Source organism: Ruegeria sp. HU-ET01832 (assembly GCF_040371315.1).
Taxonomy (GTDB): domain Bacteria; phylum Pseudomonadota; class Alphaproteobacteria; order Rhodobacterales; family Rhodobacteraceae; genus Ruegeria; species Ruegeria lacuscaerulensis_A.
In genome coordinates this window covers 766,814-791,604 of record NZ_BAABWL010000002.1, presented here as the reverse complement: position 1 = coordinate 791,604, position 24,791 = coordinate 766,814, and the positions used below count along the sequence as shown (strand labels likewise).

The following is a 24,791-nucleotide window of genomic DNA, read 5'->3' as shown; positions in this document are numbered from 1 at the left end:
CCAGAACATCCTGAAGAAGCCTTGCCTGTTGCAAGCTTATTTCGCCCCGCGATGCTGCAGTTGTGGTCCGCTCTGAAGCGACGAGGATATCTATGTGTAGCCTTCTGGGTGGGCATCTTTAGCCCGCTGCGGAGTATGGCTCTCATGCCTGAACACCTGTCAGATGCTGCTGAATTAGGTCATAGGTTTGGGCAAACTGCTGCATTGGTTGTGCCGACTTTAATCGGTGCGGGCCTATGGATTGCTTGGTTAATTGTCGGCAATCTCCAAGGGCTCTTGTTTACTGGCTACGGGCGGGCACTGTTGCTCAAAGTGTTTCTTGTGGCGTTGCTGATGATCCTCGCCGCTGCCAACAAGCTTCGATTTGTTCCCGCCATGCAAAGTGGAGAGGCTAAGGCAGCGCGGCACCTCGCCCGATCTATCGAGGCGGAGGCAATAGTCGTATTAGTGGTTTTGGCGACAACGGCGACACTCACCAGCGTATTAACACTTCCGAGTTAAGGTAGGCAGAAATGAACAAACACCTGTGTACACTCGCTATATGCAGTATTGGTACTAGCGTCGCTGCAGATCATGAGTTGATAGACAGAGACCTTGCGAATGGGCAGGAACTCTACGCAGAGCACTGTGCCTCATGCCATGGAGTTAATCTGGAAGGCCAACCCAACTGGCAAACACCCGACGATGACGGAGTGTTACCTGCACCACCACATGACGTGACAGGGCACACATGGCACCATGATAACCAGCTACTGTTTGAGTATACCAAACAAGGTGGAGCAGACGCATTGGCAGAACGTGGTATTAAAGACTTCAACAGTGGCATGCCCGGCTTTGAAGGCACCCTGACTGACGAAGACATATGGGACGTGCTGGCCTACATACGCTCCACTTGGCCCGACGATGTTCAGCAAATGCAGGCCAGCCGCAACCTTCCGCACCAGTAGAAGGCTGTAGGCCCAGTTTGCCGACATTACACTCGCTACCTTACGCCAGCGGCAATGTGCGGATGCGCAATCTCAACCGACTAGTTCAGCCTGCAAAATTAGAACTCAGCTGTCATCGCGGTCTCGACGGCATGGACGCCTATACCGACAATAATTCCGGCAAAGATCAGCCCAACAAATGCGTTTATAACGGCCAAAGCCCGGCTCGCAGGTTTCTCAGGTTTAATGTCGCCGTAACCTACCGTGGTAGCGTTTATAAACGCATGGTAGAGGCTCGATCCAGTTGACCAGCCTTCGATCTTGCCAATCGATATCCCCAGTGTGCTAACCAGAACCAATAAAAACACAATTATGGGTGACAGGTAGATTAGGTCGTAGAAGAAAACCGATAGAAACGTGCAAATGTAGCTGGCGTCGCAACCCATAGCGAAACTCTACCTCTCTGCCGGTTGGGGCCTAATTGAATACCAATGTCTTCACCGGAAGCAGGATGGCTTGCGCACGCAAGACAATTGCATTTGCTATACCCATGCCATCCACAATCCTTGCAATGAAGGCCGGCAGGCCGGTGATCTCACCAGCGTCTATTTCCTTTGCTCGGCTCGTATACGCAACGCCCACGCACGCACTACCGGGCGGGATGCTATCAAGATGCTCTGGAAAAATAGGTGCTAGGAACGCTGTAACTGTACCGGGTCGCGCTCGATCCTGCTGATCCAGCAGCGCATCACCCGGTCGGAACTGCCCCGCAGCAATCGCCCCTTGCACGTCATCCACAACCATCGGGACGATGGTCAACGGTTTAGACGCGCAGGTAATTTCCACCAGCATACCCGGCTTTAGTACACTGGCAGAAATCTGACCAAAAGCAGCGATAAAACGCCCCTGTCCCGTGACCTCAGGCACTAAAATCCCGGCAGGGCGTAGAATTGGGTTAACGATATCGCCCGGCTTAAGGAGGAACTGAGTTACGGTCCCATCCACCTCGGCAAACACAGTGGATTTTGATATCTCGTTCTCCGACTCGCTCAAAACCGCACGTGCAGTTTCAAGCTGTGCAGGGAGAAGGGTGGTTTGGCGCAATTTGGCACCGTCTAGGGAGGCAATAGCGGCTGCGCGCTGACTTTCCGCGCCGGACACCGCTGTTTGCAAACGTTCCAATTCCTGCTCACTAACAACGGTGTTGTTTCGTTCCGCAAGCTCCAGACGTCGCTCCAAATCGCTCGCCACCTGAGCAAGGTCTGCTTCTGTCGCTTCAACCCGAGCGGTGGCGCTCGCGACTTCCGTTGCGGTCAGGCCCAAAGCCGCCTCAATCTCTTCGATACGCCGCTGAGCCGTTTCCGCTGCCGCCTCCTGCCGTGTGGTGTCCAGTCGGAAAATGGCCTCACCAGCATTCACGTGGCCATTATTGGCAACATAGACTTCCGCGACCCTCCCCGCGCGATCCGACAGAATAGTAATTGTGCGAAACGCCGCAGAGACATTCCGCGTTGAGGGGTGGAAATAGAAGATCACCGTGATCAGCGTCACAGCCAATATTGCACAGGCGGTCAAACCCCACCGCAATTCATACCAGACATTGAACAGGGTTATTTCGTGCCCCCAACGCTTGCCTTGCTTGTAGCGGCGATACAGATAATCCGGGACGATTGTGATCAGTGCAGAGAAGACCAACTCAAGCATCGTCGCTCTCCGAGACGTCTACTTCGGTCTTGAGTGGAAAGATTTCATGCAACGGCACGGCAGCAATCAAAATAGCCGCGATCCAGAAAGCGTTGTTCAGGGTGAAGAGAGAGATCAACCCAAGCACACCGACCAACTGCATTTGGACCTTATGAGCACCTGCTGCCATGCGGTCTGGAATGGCCTGTACGGTGAAGTAGAGTGCACCAAAACCCAGTAGCACTATGACTAGAACCAATCCGACAACGATCAGAAACCCGTCTGTCTCCCCCGGAGGTGTTACCCAGAATGGGAGCCTCGCCATCGCCTCATCAGAAATAGAACCGTTCACCTGTACCCCCAAAAATCCAAGTGATCACATTCGAATATAACTGATTGAAATCAAAAAGACCAATCTCGCTGCAGATAGCGAAGTGGCTTTGATACCAACTAGTACGGCGTGAATAAGGTAGTTGCCGAGCAGACCTGTACACAACCGCTCCACATCGTTCGCAACACTTCAAAATGGAAAAAGCAGTAGGTCTGAACAGTAGACCAAGCAGGGCAGTAAAGAGGTTTGCACGCTTTGATGTGCACAGCTTGGCGGAAGAGGTTGTGCATATTGGAGTGTGGCACTAAGGTGAGACACACTGCAAACCAACACACTACAATAGTGTTTACTATCAGTGAATTAGGCGTTCGGCGGCGTTTCCCCTAGGTTCCACCAAAGCCTAACTGGAAAATCCTCCATAGTTCTTCCATAAATCTGCGTGTTTCTTCCATTTTCAGGCTGACGCGGCGTGTCGCACCTGGTGGCACAAGATTTTCATCACCCTCTATCGGCCCGGCTGTATCAATTGGCTGGGATCGCATCGTTGCAGGTTTGATATTTGAGATTTTTTGTCAATCTTGCGCTGGTCGTTCTGCGCATGATTTGCGGCCTCGCGGATCGGATTGGGATTTTAGGCTAAATCGATCAAGGGCGAGTTTGTCATTCTTTGAGCGTACTACGACCCTGAGCAACCGTAACCAGCATGCACGACTTACGGCTCAATCGCCGCAACCACCGCCATCGCCCGAACCACAATCACCTGCATCGTCGTCGGCAAACGGGTCGCCGCTTTCAAATATCAGCGTGAGTTCACTTGTCGACGTCAGGCTGTTGAGGGCGATCACAAAACAAACGACCGGTACAGTCAGCCAAAGAAATCCAAATAGTAGATTGTCACTTTGCACGATGGAGCTACCGCCGATGCAAATGAACACCGCCAAGAAGATCAACATCAGAAAAGTTCCAAGCCTGTCTTTTTGTCTCCAGATCCCTTTTGGGGGCGTTCCGAACAGGGCCGAATAGGCTTTGACGGTGGACTTGTAGTCATCCAGATGTTGCGCGCCCAGGCTACCAGGATTGTGGTGCACGGGCTTGCCCAGCTTCTTGCAAAAGACATCCCAATAGTCGCGACTGTGCTGCATATGCAAATGCCACACCAAATCCACCGCCTTCGAGGGCACGTTACGCTCGTGCCGTGTAGCACAAAGATACATGAATTTTTGATATTCGGCGATCGCTACTTTGGCGGTATCGAGAGAGATGCGGTATTCGTCCATCAGTTGTTCAATGAACGGTTTGCCTGCAGCATCATCAGGCATCTTGTGCGTCTTAATCAGCTCCCATAGCTGAATATTGAGAGAGGTCATCGGAGCCTCCTGTGTTTTCTCTTTTTCAGTTTTTGGCTAACGCACAAATATGACAAGTATGTGACACGCTGGTTCTCTCGGGCTGCGCGGACATTGCCGCTACCAGAAGTCTGGAAGACCCCGCCGTGTAAGCTCCAGTTGCCCTTGAGGGAACGGTGCCCTTCTCAGGGCCTTTGCTAGCATCGCAACCCGTCAGTCAGCTCCGATCGTAGGTGTGTGAGCGGCAGACGAAACAGATGACTCGCTTAACACGGGAACGTTTGTCCCGCTGCAATCATAACCATCCAAAGCGTCAGGGCAGCCTCACCCGGCTTTGTCCACACCAAGGTGGACAGTATCGGCGTGTCGTTCGCGAAATCAATCATCGTTATGATCCGCATTTTGACAGCACTCGGCACATCGACCGAAAGTGTCGAAACAATCTGATCGAGAGTTATCATGCCGCCATGAAAAGACTGTTTGGATACCGCCAAAGCTTTCGCTCTTTGCGAACGGCCAAAGCGACCCTAAGCGGCCTGGAGACCCTCAAACAAGGCCACATTCGTCACAAACAATCAGGCATTCTTGGAGAGCTCCAGTTCATCGCAAAGCTATTCGAAGCCGCGTAGTTCATCGACGCTCGCCCGCGCAAATCCAGACCAAATAGATTAATGCAACAGTCCCCTTCGTCAGCTTGTAAGTAAGCTACATTTTGGACTTTTATTCAAAAATATTTTTACACAATTTGATCCCTAACACGTGTTTAAAATACGATCATAAGTTGAATTTAGCCCGGTTCACAAAATTTCCCCTGACGATAGCTTCGACGCACAAATAGAGGAGAAAGTGAATGGCTAAGAAACCTAAGTTAACCACCGCATTCGGGGCCCCGGTCCCTGACAACCAAAACATCATGACAGCAGGTCGTCGCGGCCCCGCGTTGCTGCAGGATGTTTGGTTTCTAGAAAAAATGGCACATTTTGACCGCGAAGTGATTCCGGAACGCCGCATGCACGCCAAAGGTTCCGGAGCGTACGGAACGTTCAAGGTAACCCATGACATCACTAAATTCACTCGCGCCAACATCTTTTCCAAAATCGGAAAAGAGACAGAGATGTTCGTTCGTTTTTCAACCGTAGCGGGTGAGCGCGGAGCGGCAGATGCTGAGCGAGACATTCGTGGCTTTGCCATGAAATTCTATACTGATGAAGGCAATTGGGATCTTGTCGGCAACAACACCCCGGTCTTCTTTTTGCGCGATCCGCTGAAATTTCCCGACCTTAACCACGCGGTCAAACGAGACCCGCGCACAAACATGCGTAGTGCAGACAACAACTGGGATTTTTGGACTAACCTACCTGAAGCCCTGCATCAGGTCACCATTGTGATGTCGGATCGTGGCCTACCCGCAACCTATCGGCACATGGACGGTTTTGGTAGCCACACATTCAGCCTGATCAATGCAGACAACGAACGCTTCTGGGTCAAGTTCCACTTCAAAAGCGCGCAAGGGATTAAGAACCTGACCGATGCCGATGCCGCTGAAATCGTCGCTGCAGACCGTGAAAGCCACCAGCGTGACTTGTATGACAACATCGAGCAGGGCAATTTTCCGAAGTGGACGATGTTTGTGCAAATCATGCCCGAGAAAGAAGCTGGCAGCTATCACATCAATCCGTTCGATCTGACCAAAATCTGGCCCAAGGCGGACTATCCTCTGATCGAAGTTGGTGAGTTCGAGCTGAACCGGAACCCCGAAAACTATTATGCGGAGGTTGAGCAGGCCTCGTTCGCGCCTTCCAGCGTAGTACCAGGCATCGGTTTCTCACCGGATAAAATGTTGCAGGGGAGGCTGTTTTCCTATGGTGACGCAGCTCGCTACCGGCTGGGCGTGAACCATTCGCAAATTCCGGTCAACGCGCCGCGTTGTCCTTTCCATTCTTATCACCGCGATGGCGCGATGCGGGTCGACGGCAACTATGGGTCTACTCTGGGTTATGAACCGAACATGTTCGAAGAGTGGCAAGAACAGCCCGATTTTTCCGAACCGCCCTTGTCGCTTGAGGGTCAGGCCGATCACTGGAACCATCGCGAGGATGAAGACTACTACTCGCAACCCCGTGCCTTGTTTCAATTGATGACTGATGATCAGAAACAGCAGCTGTTTGACAACACAGCGCGAGCCATCGCTCCGGCTCGTATCGAGATCAAGCACCGTCACATCCGTAACTGTCATAGGGCCGATCCGGCCTATGCGCAGGGCATCGCGGACGCGTTGGGAATCAATCTCGGCGATGTTGCAGACCTGTAACGACACCCGGCCCGGCGTGCGCTACGCGGTCGGGCTTTTTCACAATTTTCAGGACTTTCTCTATGACAAACTCTCACGACCGTCTTTCAATAAACCGCCGCACCCTTTTGGCAGCGGGGTCCGGAATGACCTTAACCGCAGCTGTCCCGGCAGCCGCGCTAGCGTTTGATACGCCGAAGGATGACTTGTACCATCAAATTGCAACTCTGATTGAGGAGCTTGAAAGCGATCATGGCTCGGGGCTTGCTGCCGTCAACTGGTCGCGACGCCATATTGCCAATAAATTGCGCGCGGCTTTGAATCTACCAGTTGAGAAACTCGTGTACGATGCTGACTACACAGAGTTCTATAAGAAAACACTGTAGGCGCGACTTGAGGGCAGAGCTAATTGTGTCCGTCAGCTAGTCTTTCTAGTTGCTGCGGACCGCTCTGCCGACATGCTCCTTGGGCTTTCGTCCGAGACTTGACACACCTTGTGCACACAAATTCTTGCTTACCGCATCGCAGAACTTTGAGCTTCCCCCCAATTATTGGACAGTCTGCGGCGTAGATTAAGCTACTTTTTGCTCCTGATGATTGGTTTGGTTTTATTCCTTTCTTTCGCAGCCAATAGATCACGGCTGGTGGCTTGCCGCCAAGAGCGGAATGAGGACGCTTTTGGTTGTAAAACTCGATCCATTTCTCAACGCCCGCTTTTGCATCCGATCCGGTCTCTCAGACGTGCAGGTAGACGCATTCGTATTTCAACGACCACCGGAGCCGCTCGACAAAGATGTTATCGAGGAAGCGGACCTCCGTCAGCAGGTGTTTCCCGCGAGTTCTATTAAGGATCGGGAGACAACGGCTTGGTGCCTCCCGAGAATTGATTTCTACTGTGACATCCCGCCTTCGGTCGAAATCTGTTCTTCGACGTGAGACTGATTGGTTATGTCCGAACCCCGCGGAGGATAGTCCTTGAACGTAGACAGGTGGTTTTGGACGATTTTGGCAGCAGGACCAAAGGCCCACATTTTGTTGCCCATCCACCGTGTATACATCCCCGACTCTTCGGCCGCTTTTTCGTAGGGATCGCGACGCAGGTTGAACAGCAAAGGGGCGTTCAGCTCCTCTTTTGGCCCTGCCCAACCTTCGGTCTGGATCGTGAAATGTGCTTTCCAATCGCCATGGCGCACGGCTTGCAGATCGGGGCCCTCATAGTAGATGATCTCTTCCCGGTTACTCTCCCCCTCACCAGTAAGGAACGACAGTTGGTTGTACCCATCCAGGTGCACCTGATAGCCCTCGTAACCCTCCAACAATGAACCGGTCAGATCATCGGGCCCGCCAGCAGCGGCAACGAGGGTGGGCATCCAGTCAAGCCCGGCAAAAATACCGTTGCTCACAGTTCCGGCAGGAACTTTACCGGGCCAGCGAATGATGGCAGGGACGCGGAAGCCGCCTTCCCAGGTTGTGCCCTTTTCGCCATGGAACGGTGTTGTTCCACCGTCCGGCCAGGTCATGGTTTCCGGTCCGTTGTCAGACGTAAAGACAACAATGGTGTTGTCCGAGACGCCCAATTCTTCCAGTCGCGCCATGACTTTGCCCACGTTGTCGTCCAGCTCTTTCATCACGACGTCCTGCAGGCCGCGCCCGTCACCCAGCATGGCCTCGTATTCGGGGCTCAGATGCGTCCAGACGTGCGCGCGCGCCGGGGCCATCCAGACAAAGAACGGCGTTTCGCTGTCGACTGCGCGGTTGATGAAGTCCAGCGTGTGGGCTGTCACTTCGTCGTCCAGCGTCTTTTGCCGCTCGGGCGGGGCGGGGCCATCGTCGATGATGCGTTGTTTGCCAACCAAACCCCAACGCGGATCTACCGCTTCATCGACTGTATCCGTGGCATAGGCAAGAATGATGTTCCGAGGGCCAAATGTATCGTTGAAGTTCTGGTCCTTAGGCCAGTCTGGATCGGATGTGTATTCCATCGCGTTCAGATGATAGAGCCAGCCCCAATATTCATCAAAACCTTTCACCGTCGGCAGGAATTTATTCATATCTCCCAGGTGGTTCTTGCCAAATTGCCCGGTCTTATAGCCCAGAGACTTCAGCATATTGGCCAGGGTTGGATCATCCTCGCTCAGACCTTTTTCAGGGTCTCCGGGCAGGCCGACCGTGTGCATTCCGGTACGTACCGGCAACTGTCCGGTGATGAAGGCGGATCGCCCGGCAGTGCAGCTTGGCTGCGCATAGTAATCCGTCAGACGCATACCCTCGGCGGCCAGTTGATCAAGATTGGGGGTTTGGATGCTTTTCACACCCTGATGATAGCTGCCAAGACTGGCCCAGCCGACATCGTCGGCCATGATGACAAGAATATTGGGCTGATCGGTTTCGGCCAATACTGGCAAGGCACAGACCGTCGCCGTGGCCAGCGTGGCGGATACCGCTATAGATCTAAGAGCGAACATTGTTACCTCTGTGGACTGAGAAAAAGATCTCGATGGTGGAAATATCGAAGGGTCCGTCAGGGATAACGATTGAGACTTTCTTGTCGCAACAGAGCTTTACCATGATTTCATATTGTGAAATCTAAAACACGAAACTTGAAATGAAATTGGCTGCACGATGAACGAAAACGCATTGACCGCCTTTCTGGTATTGGCGGAAACCGGCAGCTTTCAAAATGCGGCTCGTGTGATGGGTGTCTCGAACGCGTCCTTGTCCCGCTATGTCGGGCAGGCTGAGGATCACACGGGCCTTATATTATTCCATCGCAGCCGCAACAGCAGCACGTTGACACGCGCGGGGCAGGAGTTTCTGCCTATCGCTAAGGCGCTGCGCGAAGATCTTGACCGCTATGCAACTCGCGTGGCTGGATTGCGTGAATCCGGGCCGGGCACTTTGCTAATTGGGTGCGGGCCGCTCACCACAAGAACTTTGATCCTGCCTGTCTTACGCGTCGTGCGACGGGCGATACCTGACCTGCGTTTCCGAATTCTGGTAAGTGCCTACGCGCGTCCACTTGACTTATTGCAGGCGGGCGAATTCGACGTGTTCCTCGGCGATCTGACCTACACACCCGAAGCCGAAGACGTCGAGATCATGGTGATGGAGAAGCAGACTATCCAATTCGTCGCTCATCGAGACCATGAGATTCACCAGCGCGGTCCGCAAACCATGGCAGGTATTTTCGACTTTCCCTTTGCGTCACCGCATCTGCATAAACACTGGAAAGCTGCCTTGACGAAGGCACTTGGTGGCGGTGTTGAGGCCGTCGAAAAGGTCAATTCACAGCCGCATATCGAATGCGACGACTATAACCTCCTGACCGGACTGTTGGCGGAGCCTGACTTCGTGGTGGGAGGGATGCCGGACACGTTCGCGGAACTAATCCGCACAAAGACTGTCAGACCCGTGTCGATGAAACAGAATTTGACATGGAACATCTGTGCGGCGCGCAAGTCGCAGAACACGTCTGCCGCAGTTGAATTGTTTTGGAATGAGCTTGCTAGCTATAGGGCATGATCGGAGAGCCTGCCGTGCTCTCACCGCAACGCCCAGACCGGAAATCTCGTCAGCTAACGGAAGGGGTACAGCGCCTCGAGTGTTCTCAATCAGCCGGAACATGTAACGCAACTGCATGTGCTCTTCTGGCAGCGCCAGAGGCCCCTAAGGGTCAAATTATCTGACACGCAGCAGTGCCGGTGTTTCACTGGATAATTTCATTGCGCAAACCGTTTTTTCAAAGGGGCGGGCCACATCGATTGTATCGGCTCATCAGCATTGTTTCAGTTAAAGGAACTGATAGGTGGTTTGAAACAGACGTGGCCAGCCAAATTCTGCAGGGGTCGTCGGCCGCTTATTCGATTGATCCAATCATCATTTCCCCAACCAAAGGCATATTGTGTAGGTCACGGCCGCTAACAGCCGCGAACGCAACCGAGTTTGCCGTTCCCAGAGGACAGGTCGCCAGTTTCATCGCCGTACCCACAAGTTGGATGTTCTGATAAACCGCGCCAACCTCTTTCAACACCAACGCATAGGCCAAATCGCCATAGGCCGCTCGGACGGCAGTCATATCCGCCGAAAGCAGTAGCAGAGCTTGCGTATGTTCAGAGCGGTTCGCCGACGCGGCGGCGTCCTTCAACATGCTACACAACAGGGCGTTAACTTCTGCGATCATGTTAAGGCCATGCTCAGCACTGTCATAGACGTACAGACCGGCTTCTAGACCTTCGCAACGATTGACCAAAAGATACGCGGTCAACGCGTAAAGGCCGCCTCCGCTCGGATAAGAATGGTGTTGACCCAACGGATGGAAACACCGGAACAACAACTCGCTCACTTGATCCTTCGCAATTGGTGTGCGCCCTTGTTCACGGCGGCTCTGGCGATTGCGGGACACCACGGCGAACGGAGGATCACCTGCGGCAAGGGCGGCTAAATCATGTTTCGGCAGGACTATTTCCGGATCATTGCCTGGGGCTTGGGTTGGGCGCTGCGCTGCTCCGGTTTTGCCAATATGCGCGCGGGTGAACCCTAGGCGGGTGCGCTCGACAAATAGGGTTTCGTGAACCGGCGCAGCGGGTTTTTCGTCGCACTCCAGCAAACCGCACCAAGCAAACAGGCAGATAACAGCCTCGAAAACTTCCTGCTCAATCTCGGGCACACTGTTTGCTGCATTTGCGAAATCTGATCCGGCAGAGAGCTCGAAAATCAGCGGCGACAGTTTGGCGTCCAAAAGTTGCATCGAAGCCCAGCTTCCTGGTACCCGCGCCTGCAACCCTTGCTTTTGCGGAGACAACAGTGTTTCACGAGACAGCCTGAGACTGTTTTTAGGCGTGAAATTCGGAAGGCCCGAGACAGGGGAGCGTTGCGGAACACAAACCGCGATAGGCTTGTCATCCTGCATAACGAACCGACAGAGAAACCCGCGTTGATCCAGACGAAACAAAAACGATGCACAGACATCCTCTGCCGCCGGGTTTCCGGATACGAAATTCGTGAGGTCTGTTTCACTCATAAAGCCCAGCGCAAGCTTCTGGGCAAGCGTCACATGGGCATCGTCTGTCAGGTTGATCGACCCCATCGGACTATTGAGCCTCGTTTCCCCCGCTATCGTTTCCAGCAGAACATCAGGCGCCAGCCCATAGGCCCAGATAGTCGGTCGCTCCATCATATTCCTCCTGCCAGGCTATCGCCGTGACTTTGCCGCCCGGCCCGGTTGAGGCTCAACACGCGCGTCTGAACGCACAGTTCTTCCAACGCAGCCCGCTGACGTTTCTGGAATACCTGTTCGACACGTTCGGTAGCGTGTCGCAATTTGACCTGGGTGCTGGCCCGATCGTCTTTGTGCACGACGCCGATATGGTGCGAGCCTTGCTTCGATTTCACGAGGCCGACCTGCGTAAGCCCGACTTTTTGCGAGATTCGAATACAGGCTATTGGGGCGACGGCCTGACAACACTGAATGACCCCGAGACTTGGCGAGCTCGACGACAGGTTTTGCTGCCGTTGTTTCGCAGCAGTCTGCGCGCACCTCGGCTGGCTTTGGCGGCTGAGCTTGCACATGAAACCATAGCGCGCTGGAAAGGCGGTGAACAGATTGACCTGCCCCACGAGGTTCGGTTGCTGATCAGTCGCCTCGCAATGCGCAGCGTGTTGGATGCCGACGTTCAGGGCTTTGGTACGGACCACGGGGGCAGTGGATTTGTGACCATGCAGGAAGCCTATGGCGAGGATTTCACCGCAACCCTGAGACATGTCACCGGAGCACTGCAGATGACGCGTCCTCGTGCGCCCGCGCGTATGGACAATGTAGTTGCCCTTGTCCATGCGCGGTTTGACGACTTTGTCGATCGCGGTGACATTCTGTCGGCATTGGTTGCGGCCCAGCGCAACGCACCTGAAATTCTGTCTAGGCAAGATGTTACTGGCGAGATTGTTCAGATGCTGTTTGCCGGGCATCTCACGATTCCATTTGCCCTGACCCAGTTTTGGCGCGATGTCGCCAGCCACAAGTTGCATGAAGGGCTGCATGCCGAGGCGGCGGCTTTTGATGAAGAGAAACGCCTGAACGTTGCGACCCTTGGCGCAAGCGATACGGTGGCAATCCTTCGCGAGTCGATGCGCCTGTCGCCCCCTGCACCTATTCTCTACCGAGAAATCGCCAAAAGCTTTGCGCTGCATGACTTTCAACTGCCTGAAGGTATTGGGGTTTGGATCAGCCCGGAGTTGCTGCATCGGGATCCTCGTTACTTTGCTCAGCCATCCCAGTTTCAACCCGACCGCTTTGCCGCGGGCCGCGTAAAGCCCAACTCAGCCAAAGCTTATATTCCTTTCGGGGCAGGTCCAAGAGTTTGCGTCGCGGCCGCTCAGTCACTTTTGCAGATGGCCGTTATAATTCAAGTAATTGCGCAAAACTACACTCTTCGCCCGATAGCAGGGACTGAAGGACAGTTTGAAGTTATCAGCAGAAACCAAACCTGAATTTAGACATGTAGATGAACCGGTTGTGAACAAGACAACAGAAACCCAACTCGCACCTTGATCGACTCCTTAGCCTGTGAAAAGGTTAACAAAACGCTAAGGCCTAATGCAGATTAGCGGAAGGCGACCTAAGATAGGGAGGGATGTTCCATGACAGCACCAACAAATGAAGACTGGGGCAAAATGCACGCCAAGGCTTGGAAAGACCCAGAGTTCCGGACGCTGCTAGAGCAGGACCCGACCTCAGCGGTTAAAGCATATGGCGAAGAGATAGGCAAAACCTTCACTCAGATCGTAAACGTCGGCGACCGGCCAGACGGTGTGCATGACGATGATTTGCATGAGCATAACACCGCAGTCGCTCCGCCGGCGTGCTGCTAAGGGCATGGGCCCCAATGTATGCCAGTGCCATTGCGGCACCGCGGTTTAAATCAAGCCTAGAGGCGATCGTTGTCCCGGAAGAGGGCTTGTACCTTTTCAGCCACAAGGGCCATGTTTGCCTGACCAGCCCAATTTTCTCGGATCTGGCACCATTGCTGGACGGGTCTTTTCTGGTTGACGACATATTTGACCAACTGTGCCGGCGCTATCTCAGTGCCGACATATTCTCAGCGTTGGACATTCTGAAACAGCGCGGCTTTCTAGCCGAAGATACGGCCCCCATCCCCCGCGAGCAGCAAGCCTTCTGGGAATGCGCTGGGGCATTGCCGTCGCAAGCGGCGGAGCGTCTAGCAAACGCGACGGTCGATGTAATCTGCGACGATGGAACTGCCGAAGATCTGCGCATGTTGCTTGAAAGGAACGGGCTTTGTGTCGCGGATCGCGGTGAACTGAGTGTCGTTGTTGCAGACGATTACCTAAACCGGGACTTGGCCGAGTGGAACAAAAAGGCCGTCGCAGAACAAAGACCATGGATACTGGTTAGCCCTGGCGGAATGGAAAGTTGGCTGGGCCCGGCGTTTGTTCCCGGCGAAACCGCATGTCTTGAATGTTTGACGCAGCGCCTTCGGTGGCACCGGAGGGTCGATACCCACATTGGTCGTTTAAATGGCTTGGACAAAGCGCGGCTGGCCCCGCAAGGTAGTCTTGCCGCGTCAAAATTTGCGGCCTTGGCCGAAATCGCGACGGAAGTAGCGCGCTGGATCGGAACGGGCCGACCAGAGATGTTGGCCGACCGAGTGATCAGTACAGATCATCTGTCAATGCAACGAAAGGCCCATGTTCTGACGCGTCGCCCTCAATGCCCAGTATGTGGCGATCCCGCACAGACGCAAACGACACCCGATAGACCGGTTCTGCGATCCCGCCCCAAGCTGCAAGGAACAGATGGCGGGCACAGATCGCGCCGCCCCGCCGATATTCAGGCTGCTCTGGACAGGCATGTCAGTCCGATCACCGGTATTGTCGGCGCGCTGGAACCAGGTATCCGCAGCGGGCCAGACGGCAGCCCCGAGTGGATCACACCGACTTATTCCGCCGATCACAACTTCTCGGATTTGCACGACAGCAAGTTCTTCCTGCGCGAGGGTCTGCGGCGACGGTCTGGCGGCAAGGGGCGCAACCCCAAACAGGCTCGCATCAGCGCGATAGCTGAATCATTGGAACGGTACTGCGGAGTGTTTGACGGCTCGGAACCTCGGCATCTTGCCCGGTACCGGGACCTAGACAGAGCGATCCTGCCAAACGCGTGTCAGGGCTATAGCGCCCAGCAGTTTGCCGATCGGGCCGAGCTTAATCGCAAGACGCACAAGGCCTATTGGGTGCCTGAACCTTTCGACCCTGAGGCGCAAATTGAATGGACGCCACTCTGGTCATTGGGAGAAGCGCGCATACGCCATCTGCCGACCTCCATGTGCTATTTTGGCTATCGAGGACCCGGCCCAAGTTTCGGCCGCGCCGACTCTAACGGCTGTGCCGCCGGCGGAACACTGGAAGAAGCTATTCTGCAGGGGCTATTGGAGCTGATCGAACGCGACGCTGTCGCGATCTGGTGGTACAACCGGCTGAACCGGCCAGGCGTCGACCTGGCCGCTGCGCGCGACTCTTACGGTCGTGACCTGTCTGCGCACTATGCCCAACTGCATCGAACCCTCACGGTGATAGACGTTACAAGCGATATCTGCATCCCAACATTCGCAGCGATCTCGGCCCGAACAGACAAACAAGAAGAAGACATCATCTACGGCTTTGGTTGTCACCTCGACCCAGAGGTTGCCCTGTCGCGAGCTTTGACGGAAATAAACCAATCCCTTGAAGCCGTTCCTAAAACGTGTGGCGCAACTATGCAGCAAAGCTATCTTGGCAATTCGGATGCAATAGATTGGTGGCGCACAACACGGCTGCATGAGGCGCGCTACCTTGTGCCCGACGAAACGCAGCCCATGCTTGCGCTGGACAGCACGCACAGCCTCGCAGCTGACGACGTGCTTGAGGATATCCAGACCTGCCTCTCACGTCTGAAAGCAAAGAACATCGACGTTCTGGTACTGGATCAGACCCGACCGGACGTGAATTTCCCGGTTGTGCGGGTCGTTGCACCGGGCTTGCGCCACTTCTGGGCCCGGTTCGGCCCCGGACGGCTTTATGACGTTCCCGTAGAGCAGGGTTGGCTTGCTGAGCGGACGCAAGAGAACGACCTGAACCCGCATGTGATACAGTTTTGACCGCAACCAAATAGGATTTCAGTTATGATCAGCCCTACCCCTTTTGACTATGCCCGCCCTTTCGACATTATGATCGGGATGTGGACCGGTCATTCGATCGTCTACGATAACAAGGGTGAATACCTGTACACTGGCCCAAGCATCCTGACCATCGACTGGAAAGAGCCCGGGAAGGTCATGCACTACCGGCAGGAAGACCTTGGCAGCCTTGACCAACTGATCCAGGAACACGAACACGGAAAAGCCCTTGAAAACCTTTTTGTGCTGCGAGAATTTGAACTGCAGGTTGATGGCAAATCGTGCCAATCGATTACTGGCGCGGTCAAGGTCCACGGTGTCGAAAGCTCACCGGGGACGTATCTGTTCCACCTCAATTTTCCGACCGGGGACTACTACAACAACCAGTATTTCCTGAATCCCAACCAACGGCGCATTATTGGACCTTTTGTCCCGCGGGATGAGGAAGGCAAAACCAATGGTTTTCAGTTTGTCGTGTCGCAGACCTTCGAACGCATCTCTTATGATGTCCCCAAGGACGCATTCTGACACGCATGGTCACGCCAGCAGCCTCTCAGCCCTTTACGCCAACCAAGGAAAGCGCACATGCGCTGGTAATTGGTGGCGGCATAGCAGGGCTGCTGTGCGCCCATATGCTGAAAGACCGGTATACGCGCGTCACGGTGCTTGAACGGTCTGAATATGCCCAACCAAACAGCAGCGCCCCAGCGGCCCGCTCAGCCGTACCGCAAAGCCATTGCCTGCACATGCTTATGGGTGCCGGGGCCCGCGCGTTTGACGATCTGGTGCCCGGTTGGCGCGCGGAATTGATCGCGCTGGGTGCAGTACCATACGATGCGGGCGCGGATGTCGCGATGCGGGTATCTTCGGGATGGCTCCCGAGGGTTGAAACCGGCATAACCCTGTACGGCGCTTCGCGGTGCCTGATTGAAACGGCGCTGACCCGATTACTGAGCCGCGCCGGAAATATACGCATCCGGCAAGGCGATCGCGTCATGGGTCTGACGCTCACGCCAGACGCATCGCGCGTCTCTGGTGTCCGGGTTCAGACGACCACGGGCGTTGTTCAGGTCTTGGACAATGCCGACCTTGTCATCGATGCCAGCGGCGCGGCCTCGCGTCTGCCGCGGTGGCTAGCCCAGCACTTCGGAGACACGCATCACATCACCCGAACCGAGATCGCGCCCGGTCGGCAATACGTTTCACTTTGGGTTCGCCTACCTGCGGATAAAGCCCCTGACTGGCAAGGGCTTGCGCTGGCCCCTACCCGCCAATCGAGCGGACGTGCGGGAATGATAATGCGTGCTGAAAATGACCTTTGGGGCGTGGTATTGCAAACACCCGAAACTGAACCTCTGCCCACTGATGGGCCGGGTGTACTGAAGCTGGCGGCTGGTTTGTCCGACCCCACCTTGAGCGACATATTGGAACACGCCGAAACAGTCGCGCCGCCGCATTTGTTTGGACGCACGGCAAACCGTCGACGTCGGTATGAGGACTATCCCTCGTGGCCCGAAAACCTGTTTGCTCTCGGCGACAGTGTTTGCGCGCTGGATCCCTATGCCGGGCTAGGAATGACTGCGGCCGCGCGGGGGGTCCAGCTGCTTTCGCGATGGTTGGATCAGCCAGAACCACACGCGCGGTCTTTCCAGTCTCAATTGGCCCGGCACAATGAATGGCCTTGGCGCATTGCCACCGGAACATGGACAGACCCTGAAGCAAATACCAACCTGACACCTCAGATCGAAAGCCTTGTTCAAGCCGCGCCATTTGACCCAGCGTTGGCCATAGTTTTGCTGGAGTTTCAGCATATGCTACGCGCACCCGAATCCTTTTTGAACGAGGCCGTAGCATGAAAGTTGCTGTATTGGGCGGAGGCACCGCCGGATTCATCGCTGCGGCCCATATGACCCGCTATTTCCCAAAGGCGCAGCTTTGGCATATCTACGATTCCCGCATTCCGACGATCGGCGTTGGTGAGGGAACCACACCACGTTTCCCGTTGTGGCTAGACGAAGTCACCGGCGTCGGCCCGGATGAAATCGCGGAACGGTGCGGCGCGACGGTCAAATCGGGGTCCTATTATGAAGGCTGGGGATCGCGGGACGTGGATTTCGTGAACCGCTTCCAGCCACCGCGCCTGTTCGGATACCACTTTGACGCCGGTCGCGTGACTGGCATTATCCGAGACCATGTGCGCGCGACCCAGATGGATGCGAGGGTGGTTTCGTTGGACAGCTTGCCCGGCGGCGTGAACATTGGTTTTGAGGATGGCAGCCATCTGCACTGCGACTACGTTCTGGACGCGCGCGGTTTTCCTCCAGGGGCGTGGGATCAAGCACCGGCAGACCCTGACATAATCCGAATGGATTGGATCCCGACAGGCCGCGCGATGGTGCGCCGCCTTCCGCCTAGCGCGGACACCAGCATGTCCCGTATCGTTGCCCGGCCACACGGGTGGATCTTCCAGATACCGCTCAGGGAATGGACATCGTGCGGATATGTGTTCAATCCCTCGCTAAGCAGCGATGAGGACGTATTGGCGGATTTCGACAGCTTCCTCAAAGAAGAAGGTGCGGAACTGGCCGAAATTCGCGTTCGGGTCAGTTTTCCGAATTTCATGCGGCGCACGTGGTTTGATGGGCGCGTCTTTACTATCGGCAACGCAGCCTCGTTCGTTGAACCGCTTGAGGCCACCGCCATTGGCGCAACGATCATGCAGGTCCGTATTGCGCAGCGCTGGATGACGGACCATCACCCCCAAAGTACAACAGATATCCAAGCCGTCGATCATGCCAACAGAACAATGCGGGCTTATGTCCTGCGCAACTCGTTGTTTATCGCCTGGCACTATGTGCGTGGTTCACGCTGGAAAAGCCCATTCTGGGATTTGGCTGCGCGCAGTCTTGAGTACGCCGGGAAACACGCGTACCTGAGGGGGCATATCGGTGCCATGAGTGATTTTCTGGATGTCGGACGCGACTTACCGGGCACGGAAATCGGCGCTTGCACGAAACAGGATATTTGGGAGCAGGACATCTTGCCCAAGCTGACTAAATTCATCCCGTTCGGAAACTTCTCGGAACTAAATTTTGCACAAGTTGGCCATGGTATAGGCTATTATAACGCAAACAATACGTCGGCGGGTAACGGCACACATGTCTAGTATCAATATGTCCTTCGTCCCGGGCTTCCAATTGTCCGAACGTCTCTATGAAGGCACCAACTCCTTTGTGTTTCGCGCAACACGGGACTCGGATGGGGAACATGTGGTCATCAAGATCCTCAAGAACGACTTCCCCAGCGCCAGCCGACTTGCGCGATACCGCAGCGAGTTTGAGATTACCAACAGCCTGAACCTGCCGGGCGTGATCCGTGCCCTTCAACTCAATCGTCACGACAAATCGCTGATGATGGTGCTGGAAGACTTCGATGGCATTTCAGTCGGTGAACTGCTCTCCAGCCGGGCGCTGTCACATGACGAATTCCTTGAGACCGCCCTGCAGATCGCCCGCGCCATAGAGGGCATCCACCAAGCCAACGTCATTCACAAGGATATTTCACCTCAGAACGTATTGATCAACCCCGGCACGGGAGAGGTCAAACTGATCGACTTTGGAATTGCGACTCAGTTTTCGACCGAACATCCTGTTCTGAAAAGCCCTGAAGTTCTGGAGGGTACGCTTCCCTATATCTCGCCGGAACAGACCGGACGCATGAACCGGACCCTTGATCATCGCACCGACTTTTATTCCATGGGTGCGACTTTCTACGAAATGCTGACCGGCGTGCCCCCGTTTGAGGCCGAAGACAAGCTGGAACTGGTGCATTGCCACGTAGCGCGTGAACCGGTTCCGGCGCATCGCCGCAATCCAGATGTATCGCTGCCCCTGTCGAAGATTGTCGGGCGTATGATGGCCAAAAAGGCTGAAGACCGATACCAGAGCGCCGCGGGAATTATTGCCGATCTCGAAGCCGTTCGCCTTGGCGTGAACCTGGACCGGTTTGAACCGGGACGTCGGGACCAGACAGAACGCTTCACTGTGCCCCAGCGGCTATACGGCCGCGACCGCGAAGTGCGCACCTTGCTAGAGGCCTTTGAACGCGTTCGGCAGGGACCGGCTGAAATGATGCTGGTTTCAGGGTATTCAGGCGTTGGTAAGACAGCGCTGGTCAACGAAGTCCACAAACCGATCACCCGTGAACGCGGGTATTTCATCAAAGGCAAATTCGAACAGTTCAAGAAGAACGACCCATATTCGGGTTTGACAGTCGCGCTGAAAGACCTTGTGCGGCAGCTCTTGACCGAAAGCCAGACACGCCACGCCACCTGGCACAAAGAACTGAACGAAGCCCTGGCGCCCAACGCCTCGGTTCTGTTGGACGTTGTACCCGAACTTGAACTGATCATCGGCCCGCAGCCGGAAGCGCCGGAACTGGACGCCGCCGAGTCGATGAACCGTTTCAATCAAACAGTTCGGCGGTTCTTGCGTGCTTTGTGTGCACATGACCGGGTTGTGGTGCTTTTCCTGGACGACCTGCAATGGGCCGACAGCGCAACGCTTGGTTTGTTGTCCGTGATTTTGACCGATGAAGAAATCGGGCGCCTTCTGCTGATCGGAGCGTACCGCAGCAACGAAGTGGACGCGATGCATCCGATGACCCGCGCTCTGGATGCTGTAAAAGAAGCCGGGGGACGTCTGTCCAGCCTGTCCCTTGCCCCATTGGGTATGTCGGATATCGCCAGCCTGATTGCAGATACGCTACACGCCGACGCATCACGACTGATCGACCTAGCGCAACTTGTGGTACAAAAAACGCAGGGTAATCCTCTATTCGTGCGTCAGTTCCTTACGGATCTGCACCATGAAAAACTGATCACCCAGCAATCCGAGTCAAACGGTGAACCCGCGAAATGGGTTTGGGACATCCAGGCGATCCGCGCTGCCAAAATAACCGACAACGTGGTTGATCTGTTGCTTGAAAAACTGCGGCGCCTTCAACAGGATACGCAGAACGTCCTGCAAATTGCGGCCTGTATTGGCAACCGTTTCGATATTGAAACACTGGCACTGATCCTCAAGATCGAACCTCAACAAGCATTTGAATGTCTGTTGCCCGCGATTAGGGAAGAGATGATTCAGCCATTGTCCGATCTTGTGGTGACGGAAATGGACAACGCGCTGTCGCCGCTTGTCGTTCGGGATTTCGCATTTCAGCACGACAGAGTGCAACAGGCGGCGTATGGCCTAATCGAAACAGACGGCCACAGCAGCGTGCACCTTGCAATCGGACGCCAACTGAGAGCCCGGCTTACGGAAGATGAAATAAACGACCGTATCTTCGAGGTGGTGGATCAGTTGAATATCGGCCGGGACGATATGGAGGACCGAGCAGAACAGCTTGATCTTGCCCATCTTGACCTGATCGCCGCCCGCAAGGCCTTTGACTCGGCCGCTTACGGTGCCGCGCTGTCTTTCGTGAACACCGCCTCAGAGCTTTTGGGGTCGGACGGCTGGCACCAGAATTACGAGTTGATGTTCGAGGCCCAAAACCTGTCAGCATCTCTGGAATATCTAACTGGTAATTTCGAACGTTGCACCGAAATCGTTAACGCAACCCTTGAACATGCGCGCACCGACCTAGAGAAAGCCGAGATCTACTTTACACGGATCGCCCAGCACACCCTTTTGATGGAGTTCGACGAAGCCATCAATGCAGGGATAAAAGCGCTGGAGCTTGTCGGGGTTCAGATGAGCCTCGAGAACCTCGAAGAAGCTGGGCAAAACGCTATCGGTCAGGCAGCCGGTATGCTGGGCGAAGGCAACCCTGCAGATCTTTTCGGAAACCCGGACGTGGACAGCCCCGAAATCGCGCTGGCCCAACGTTGTTTGCGGCATTTGACCATTGCGGCCTTCCTGAACAGGCAGGAACTTTTCCCACAGATCGTCGGCACCTCGGTTCAACTGTCGCTCAAGCATGGCAACGCACCGGAATCCGCGTTGTTCTTTGCCAATTTTGGCCTGATCATCGGTGCATTCATGGGCAAGTACCGCGAAGGCCTGGCCTTTGGGGAATTGGCCCTGCGGTTGTGTGACAAGTTCGGAGCGCGTGCGCCGACTGCAACCGTTTGCCTGGTCACAGGTGTCGAGTTGATCCCGTGGGTCCAACATGTTCGCAATGCGATTCCGGTGATCGAACGAGGCTATCGCGAGGGAATGAACTCGGGCGATATCTTGTGGGCCGGTTATCTGGTCATGTACCGGGTCGTGATAGACAGTTTTGCCGGCAAACCGCTGGACCAGGTTCTGGATGCGATGCCCGCGCAACTGGACGCTCTGCACAAAGCCCAGAACCATGGGGCAGCCGCAGGTATCAACGCCTATCGTCTGGGGCTTTCGACCCTGGCCGGGCGCACGCAATCCAGTGCCGATTTCTCCATTGACGACCTGGATGAAGCCGCGTTTCTGTCAGCATGCGAGCAGAACCAGATGTCCATGGCCATCTGTTTCTATCGGATTTTGAAAGCTCAGGCTCTGTATGTCTTTGGACGCCCTCATGACGCACTGCTCGAGACAAAACTCGTCGAGCCCCTTCTGAGCTTTGTGATCAACCATCCTTGTCTTGCCGATCACCTGCTTTATCAGTCTCTGTCCATTGCGGCTATTCTGCAGCACGGTGACCCCGACCCGGATCTCAGAGCCCAGCTTGATGCAAATCTTGAAAGGTTGGGCCAATGGGCTGAGTCCGGCCCAGATAACTTTGAAGCCAAACGCCTAATGGTCGCTGCTGAAGCCGCACGTCTGGATGGCAAAGATGTCGAAGTCCTCGATCTGTTTGACGGGGCTATTGAGGCGGCTCAAAAAGGTCGGTTCCTTCAAGACGAAGCGTTGGCCTGCGAACTGGCCGCGCGGTACATCATAACCCCACGACCGAATGCCCGGATCGGGATGATGTATCTGCGGGATGCACGACATGCCTACCGCCTTTGGGGGGCTCAACGCAAGGTCGAAGAGCTTGAGCTGGAGTTCCCGCAACTGCTTGCCGAACATCGCGAGCGTCGCGCCACCAGCCAGCCTGTGACAGAAAGCATTTCTGCGAGTACGCAAGTCGCGACCAATCACTTGCTTGGGCAAGATCTTGACCTGAACACCTTACTTAAGGCCGCGCAAACCATTTCAGCCGAAGTGGTTGTGGGGCGCCTATTGGATCGGCTGCTTGGAATTCTGATCGAGAACGCCGGTGCGCAGCGCGGCGTTCTATTACTGGCGCGCGGGGACGATCTGGTGATCGAAACCGAGGTTAGCGTCATATCCGACGGAACTGGCGTTCAGGAACCCGTTCGGCTCGACTCGGTTGAAGGCGCACGTTTGGTCCCGGCCAGCGTGATCAACTATACGGCGCGTACGCATGATGTTGTCCTCGTGGACGACGCTCAGATTGATGAGCGGTTCATGGTGGACGCCTATGTCCAGGAAAACGAAACACGTTCGGTTCTGTGTCAGCCGATCCTGCACCAGAACGAACTGATCGGCCTTGTATTTCTGGAAAACAATCTGGTCAGTGCAGCGTTTAAACCTGAACGCGCTCATTTGCTTTCACTGCTTTCGGGTCAGATTGCGGTATCTATGCGCAATGCCGAGATCGTTGAACATCTCGAAGACAAAGTCCGCGAGCGCACCGAACAACTTGAGGTTCACGCCAAGTTCTTAGAACAGACCTTTGGCCAGTTTCTGGCCAGCGAAGTCGTCGATCAACTGTTGAAATCTGCGGACGGGATCGACTTTAGCGGTAAGAAAACGACGGTCACGGTGTTGATGTCAGACCTGCGGGGTTTCTCGACCTTGTCCGACACACTGCCGCCAGAAAACATCGTGGCTATGCTGAACAGCTATCTCAGTGAGATGACAAACGTCATTCAGAAATACAACGGCACGATTGATGCCTTTATCGGTGATGCAATCCTTGTGGTGTTTGGCGCCCCCCTGCAAAGACCCGACGACACTGAACGCGCCCTGGCCTGTGCTTTGGAAATGCAGCAGCGGATGGTGCGGGTGAACGAGTGGAACACCGCGAATGGTTTTCCTGAAATCGAGATGGGAATCGGGGTGAACACAGGTGAAGTTGTGGTCGGAAACATCGGCTCGGACAAGCGCGCAAAATACAGTGTTGTCGGTAGCACGACCAATCTGGCGGCGCGGATCGAAAGCTATACTGTCGGTGGGCAAATTCTGATTGCAGATGAGACACTCAAGTCGTCAAGAGCGCCTCTGGAACTTGGCAGCAAGCGCACAGTCGAACCCAAGGGTGCTGGCAAGCCGCTGGTGCTGCACGAACTTTTTGGCGTGGGTGGAACTTACGACATCAGCCTGTCCGCTCAACCGGTCGAATTGGTCGAGATAAATCCACCTCTACCCGTTCACTTTAGGACCGTCGTTGGCAAGCAAGTCGTTGGCGACACCCAAGAGGGCAAGCTTTTTAAACTGTCCCCGTCGGAAGCCTGTATTATGACGACAGAGGCACCCAGCCCCCTTACGGATCTGCAAATTCAAATCACGCAAGCAAACGGTTCTACCGAACCCCTGACGGTGTTTGCGAAAGTACTGGATCAAAACGATCAGGACGGATGCTTTACCGTTCGCTTTACAGCCGTACCCCCTGACGTTCGAGCGTCTCTTCAGAAGTTCGCTTAGGAGACCTAAACCACAACGCTTCGCTTTCAATTGTGTTGGCGCGACAAAACAAGTCTTCACTGGCAAAAGACTCGTTGAGTTTCCACCCAGACGAATGCGAGGCATTGTTTTGTGTGTGATCCAGCCCCCGTTTCACCGGACAACTAAGCGGTATTGGTTTTTGGCTCTTGTGAACTTGCGCGGCGGTTTCCACTGCAGGTCGCTGTGCGGGTGGTTTCCGCTTTGATCTTGGGATCCAATTTCCCATCAATTAGAGGACGCTTGAAGCGCCGGGGCCTGCTCATCACTAAGCGAGTCAAAATTGAATGCCGATATACGCGTTCGCCACGTGGCAGATCAGCAGGAACAGGCGCCT

19 protein-coding genes and 1 pseudogene are annotated in these 24,791 nt (G+C 54.9%); 13 read left to right on the top strand and 7 right to left on the bottom strand.

The annotated features are described in order from the left end of the window. The first annotated feature begins 144 nt into the window (after positions 1–144). Together ABWV79_RS09135 and ABWV79_RS09130 are read left to right on the top strand one after the other, a co-directional pair. Positions 145–501, top strand: coding sequence for a CopD family protein (locus tag ABWV79_RS09135; RefSeq protein WP_353391504.1), 357 nt, complete (start codon positions 145–147; stop codon positions 499–501). An 11-nt stretch (positions 502–512) separates the two neighbouring features. Continuing rightward, a complete protein-coding gene (locus ABWV79_RS09130; RefSeq protein ID WP_353391503.1) occupies positions 513–947 on the top strand; it encodes a c-type cytochrome in 435 nt (144 codons plus the stop codon). A 98-nt stretch (positions 948–1,045) separates the two neighbouring features. On the opposite strand, the gene ABWV79_RS09125 is transcribed toward ABWV79_RS09130, so the two are convergent. From ABWV79_RS09125 to ABWV79_RS09110, 4 genes are all read right to left on the bottom strand, one after another. Continuing rightward, the gene (locus ABWV79_RS09125) at positions 1,046–1,372 is read right to left on the bottom strand and encodes a potassium channel family protein (protein WP_170356636.1); all 327 of its coding nucleotides are present in this window, start codon (positions 1,370–1,372) and stop codon (positions 1,046–1,048) included. 31 nt (positions 1,373–1,403) lie between these two features. Then, positions 1,404–2,630 (bottom strand): HlyD family secretion protein, encoded by a 1,227-nt coding sequence (locus tag ABWV79_RS09120; RefSeq protein WP_353391501.1) that lies wholly within the window; start codon positions 2,628–2,630, stop codon positions 1,404–1,406. Then, positions 2,623–2,961, bottom strand: coding sequence for a hypothetical protein (locus tag ABWV79_RS09115; protein ID WP_353391499.1), 339 nt, complete (start codon positions 2,959–2,961; stop codon positions 2,623–2,625). Before ABWV79_RS09115 ends, ABWV79_RS09120 begins: the two co-directional genes overlap by 8 nt. Positions 2,962–3,659: 698 nt before the next feature. Beyond that, positions 3,660–4,307 (bottom strand): glycine-rich domain-containing protein, encoded by a 648-nt coding sequence (locus tag ABWV79_RS09110; protein ID WP_353391498.1) that lies wholly within the window; start codon positions 4,305–4,307, stop codon positions 3,660–3,662. A gap of 236 nt (positions 4,308–4,543) precedes the next feature. On the opposite strand from ABWV79_RS09110, the gene ABWV79_RS09105 reads away from it, so the two are divergent. From ABWV79_RS09105 to ABWV79_RS09095, 3 genes are all read left to right on the top strand, one after another. Then, positions 4,544–4,915 (top strand): DDE-type integrase/transposase/recombinase, encoded by a 372-nt coding sequence (locus ABWV79_RS09105; protein WP_353391496.1) that lies wholly within the window; start codon positions 4,544–4,546, stop codon positions 4,913–4,915. Between the two features lie 221 nt (positions 4,916–5,136). Continuing rightward, positions 5,137–6,597 carry a catalase gene (locus ABWV79_RS09100; protein WP_209195464.1) on the top strand — a complete coding sequence of 487 codons (1,461 nt, stop codon included), beginning with the start codon at positions 5,137–5,139 and terminating at the stop codon, positions 6,595–6,597. 62 nt (positions 6,598–6,659) lie between these two features. After that, entirely contained in the window at positions 6,660–6,962 is a 303-nt protein-coding gene (locus ABWV79_RS09095; protein WP_353391494.1) for a hypothetical protein, read from the top strand. 244 nt (positions 6,963–7,206) lie between these two features. On the opposite strand, the pseudogene ABWV79_RS09090 reads toward ABWV79_RS09095, so the two are convergent. Continuing rightward, positions 7,207–7,386, bottom strand: a pseudogene (locus tag ABWV79_RS09090) (integrase core domain-containing protein); the annotation flags it as partial. A gap of 80 nt (positions 7,387–7,466) precedes the next feature. After that, positions 7,467–9,041 (bottom strand): arylsulfatase, encoded by a 1,575-nt coding sequence (locus tag ABWV79_RS09085; protein WP_353391493.1) that lies wholly within the window; start codon positions 9,039–9,041, stop codon positions 7,467–7,469. A gap of 157 nt (positions 9,042–9,198) precedes the next feature. On the opposite strand from ABWV79_RS09085, the gene ABWV79_RS09080 reads away from it, so the two are divergent. After that, the gene (locus ABWV79_RS09080; RefSeq protein ID WP_353391491.1) at positions 9,199–10,098 is read left to right on the top strand and encodes a LysR family transcriptional regulator; all 900 of its coding nucleotides are present in this window, start codon (positions 9,199–9,201) and stop codon (positions 10,096–10,098) included. Between the two features lie 334 nt (positions 10,099–10,432). On the opposite strand, the gene ABWV79_RS09075 is transcribed toward ABWV79_RS09080, so the two are convergent. Then, entirely contained in the window at positions 10,433–11,749 is a 1,317-nt protein-coding gene (locus ABWV79_RS09075) for a SagB family peptide dehydrogenase (RefSeq protein ID WP_353391490.1), read from the bottom strand. A 26-nt stretch (positions 11,750–11,775) separates the two neighbouring features. On the opposite strand from ABWV79_RS09075, the gene ABWV79_RS09070 reads away from it, so the two are divergent. From ABWV79_RS09070 to ABWV79_RS09040, 7 genes are all read left to right on the top strand, one after another. Further along, complete coding sequence (locus ABWV79_RS09070) at positions 11,776–13,062, top strand: cytochrome P450 (protein ID WP_353391489.1); 1,287 nt, start codon at positions 11,776–11,778, stop codon at positions 13,060–13,062. 150 nt (positions 13,063–13,212) lie between these two features. After that, on the top strand, positions 13,213–13,443 hold the full coding sequence (locus ABWV79_RS09065) for a hypothetical protein (protein WP_170754847.1): 231 nt from the start codon (positions 13,213–13,215) through the stop codon (positions 13,441–13,443). A gap of 14 nt (positions 13,444–13,457) precedes the next feature. Continuing rightward, positions 13,458–15,725 carry a TOMM precursor leader peptide-binding protein gene (locus ABWV79_RS09060; RefSeq protein ID WP_353391487.1) on the top strand — a complete coding sequence of 756 codons (2,268 nt, stop codon included), beginning with the start codon at positions 13,458–13,460 and terminating at the stop codon, positions 15,723–15,725. 24 nt (positions 15,726–15,749) lie between these two features. Further along, positions 15,750–16,271: a hypothetical protein gene (locus tag ABWV79_RS09055; RefSeq protein ID WP_353391485.1), complete on the top strand. Its 522-nt coding sequence runs from the start codon at positions 15,750–15,752 to the stop codon at positions 16,269–16,271. Between the two features lie 5 nt (positions 16,272–16,276). Then, positions 16,277–17,599: an FAD-dependent oxidoreductase gene (locus tag ABWV79_RS09050; protein WP_353391483.1), complete on the top strand. Its 1,323-nt coding sequence runs from the start codon at positions 16,277–16,279 to the stop codon at positions 17,597–17,599. Next, positions 17,596–18,909: a tryptophan 7-halogenase gene (locus tag ABWV79_RS09045; protein WP_353391481.1), complete on the top strand. Its 1,314-nt coding sequence runs from the start codon at positions 17,596–17,598 to the stop codon at positions 18,907–18,909. The genes ABWV79_RS09050 and ABWV79_RS09045 overlap by 4 nt, the downstream gene beginning before the upstream one ends. Next, a complete protein-coding gene (locus tag ABWV79_RS09040) occupies positions 18,902–24,436 on the top strand; it encodes an AAA family ATPase (RefSeq protein ID WP_353391479.1) in 5,535 nt (1,844 codons plus the stop codon). The genes ABWV79_RS09045 and ABWV79_RS09040 overlap by 8 nt, the downstream gene beginning before the upstream one ends. The last annotated feature ends 355 nt before the right edge of the window (positions 24,437–24,791 follow it).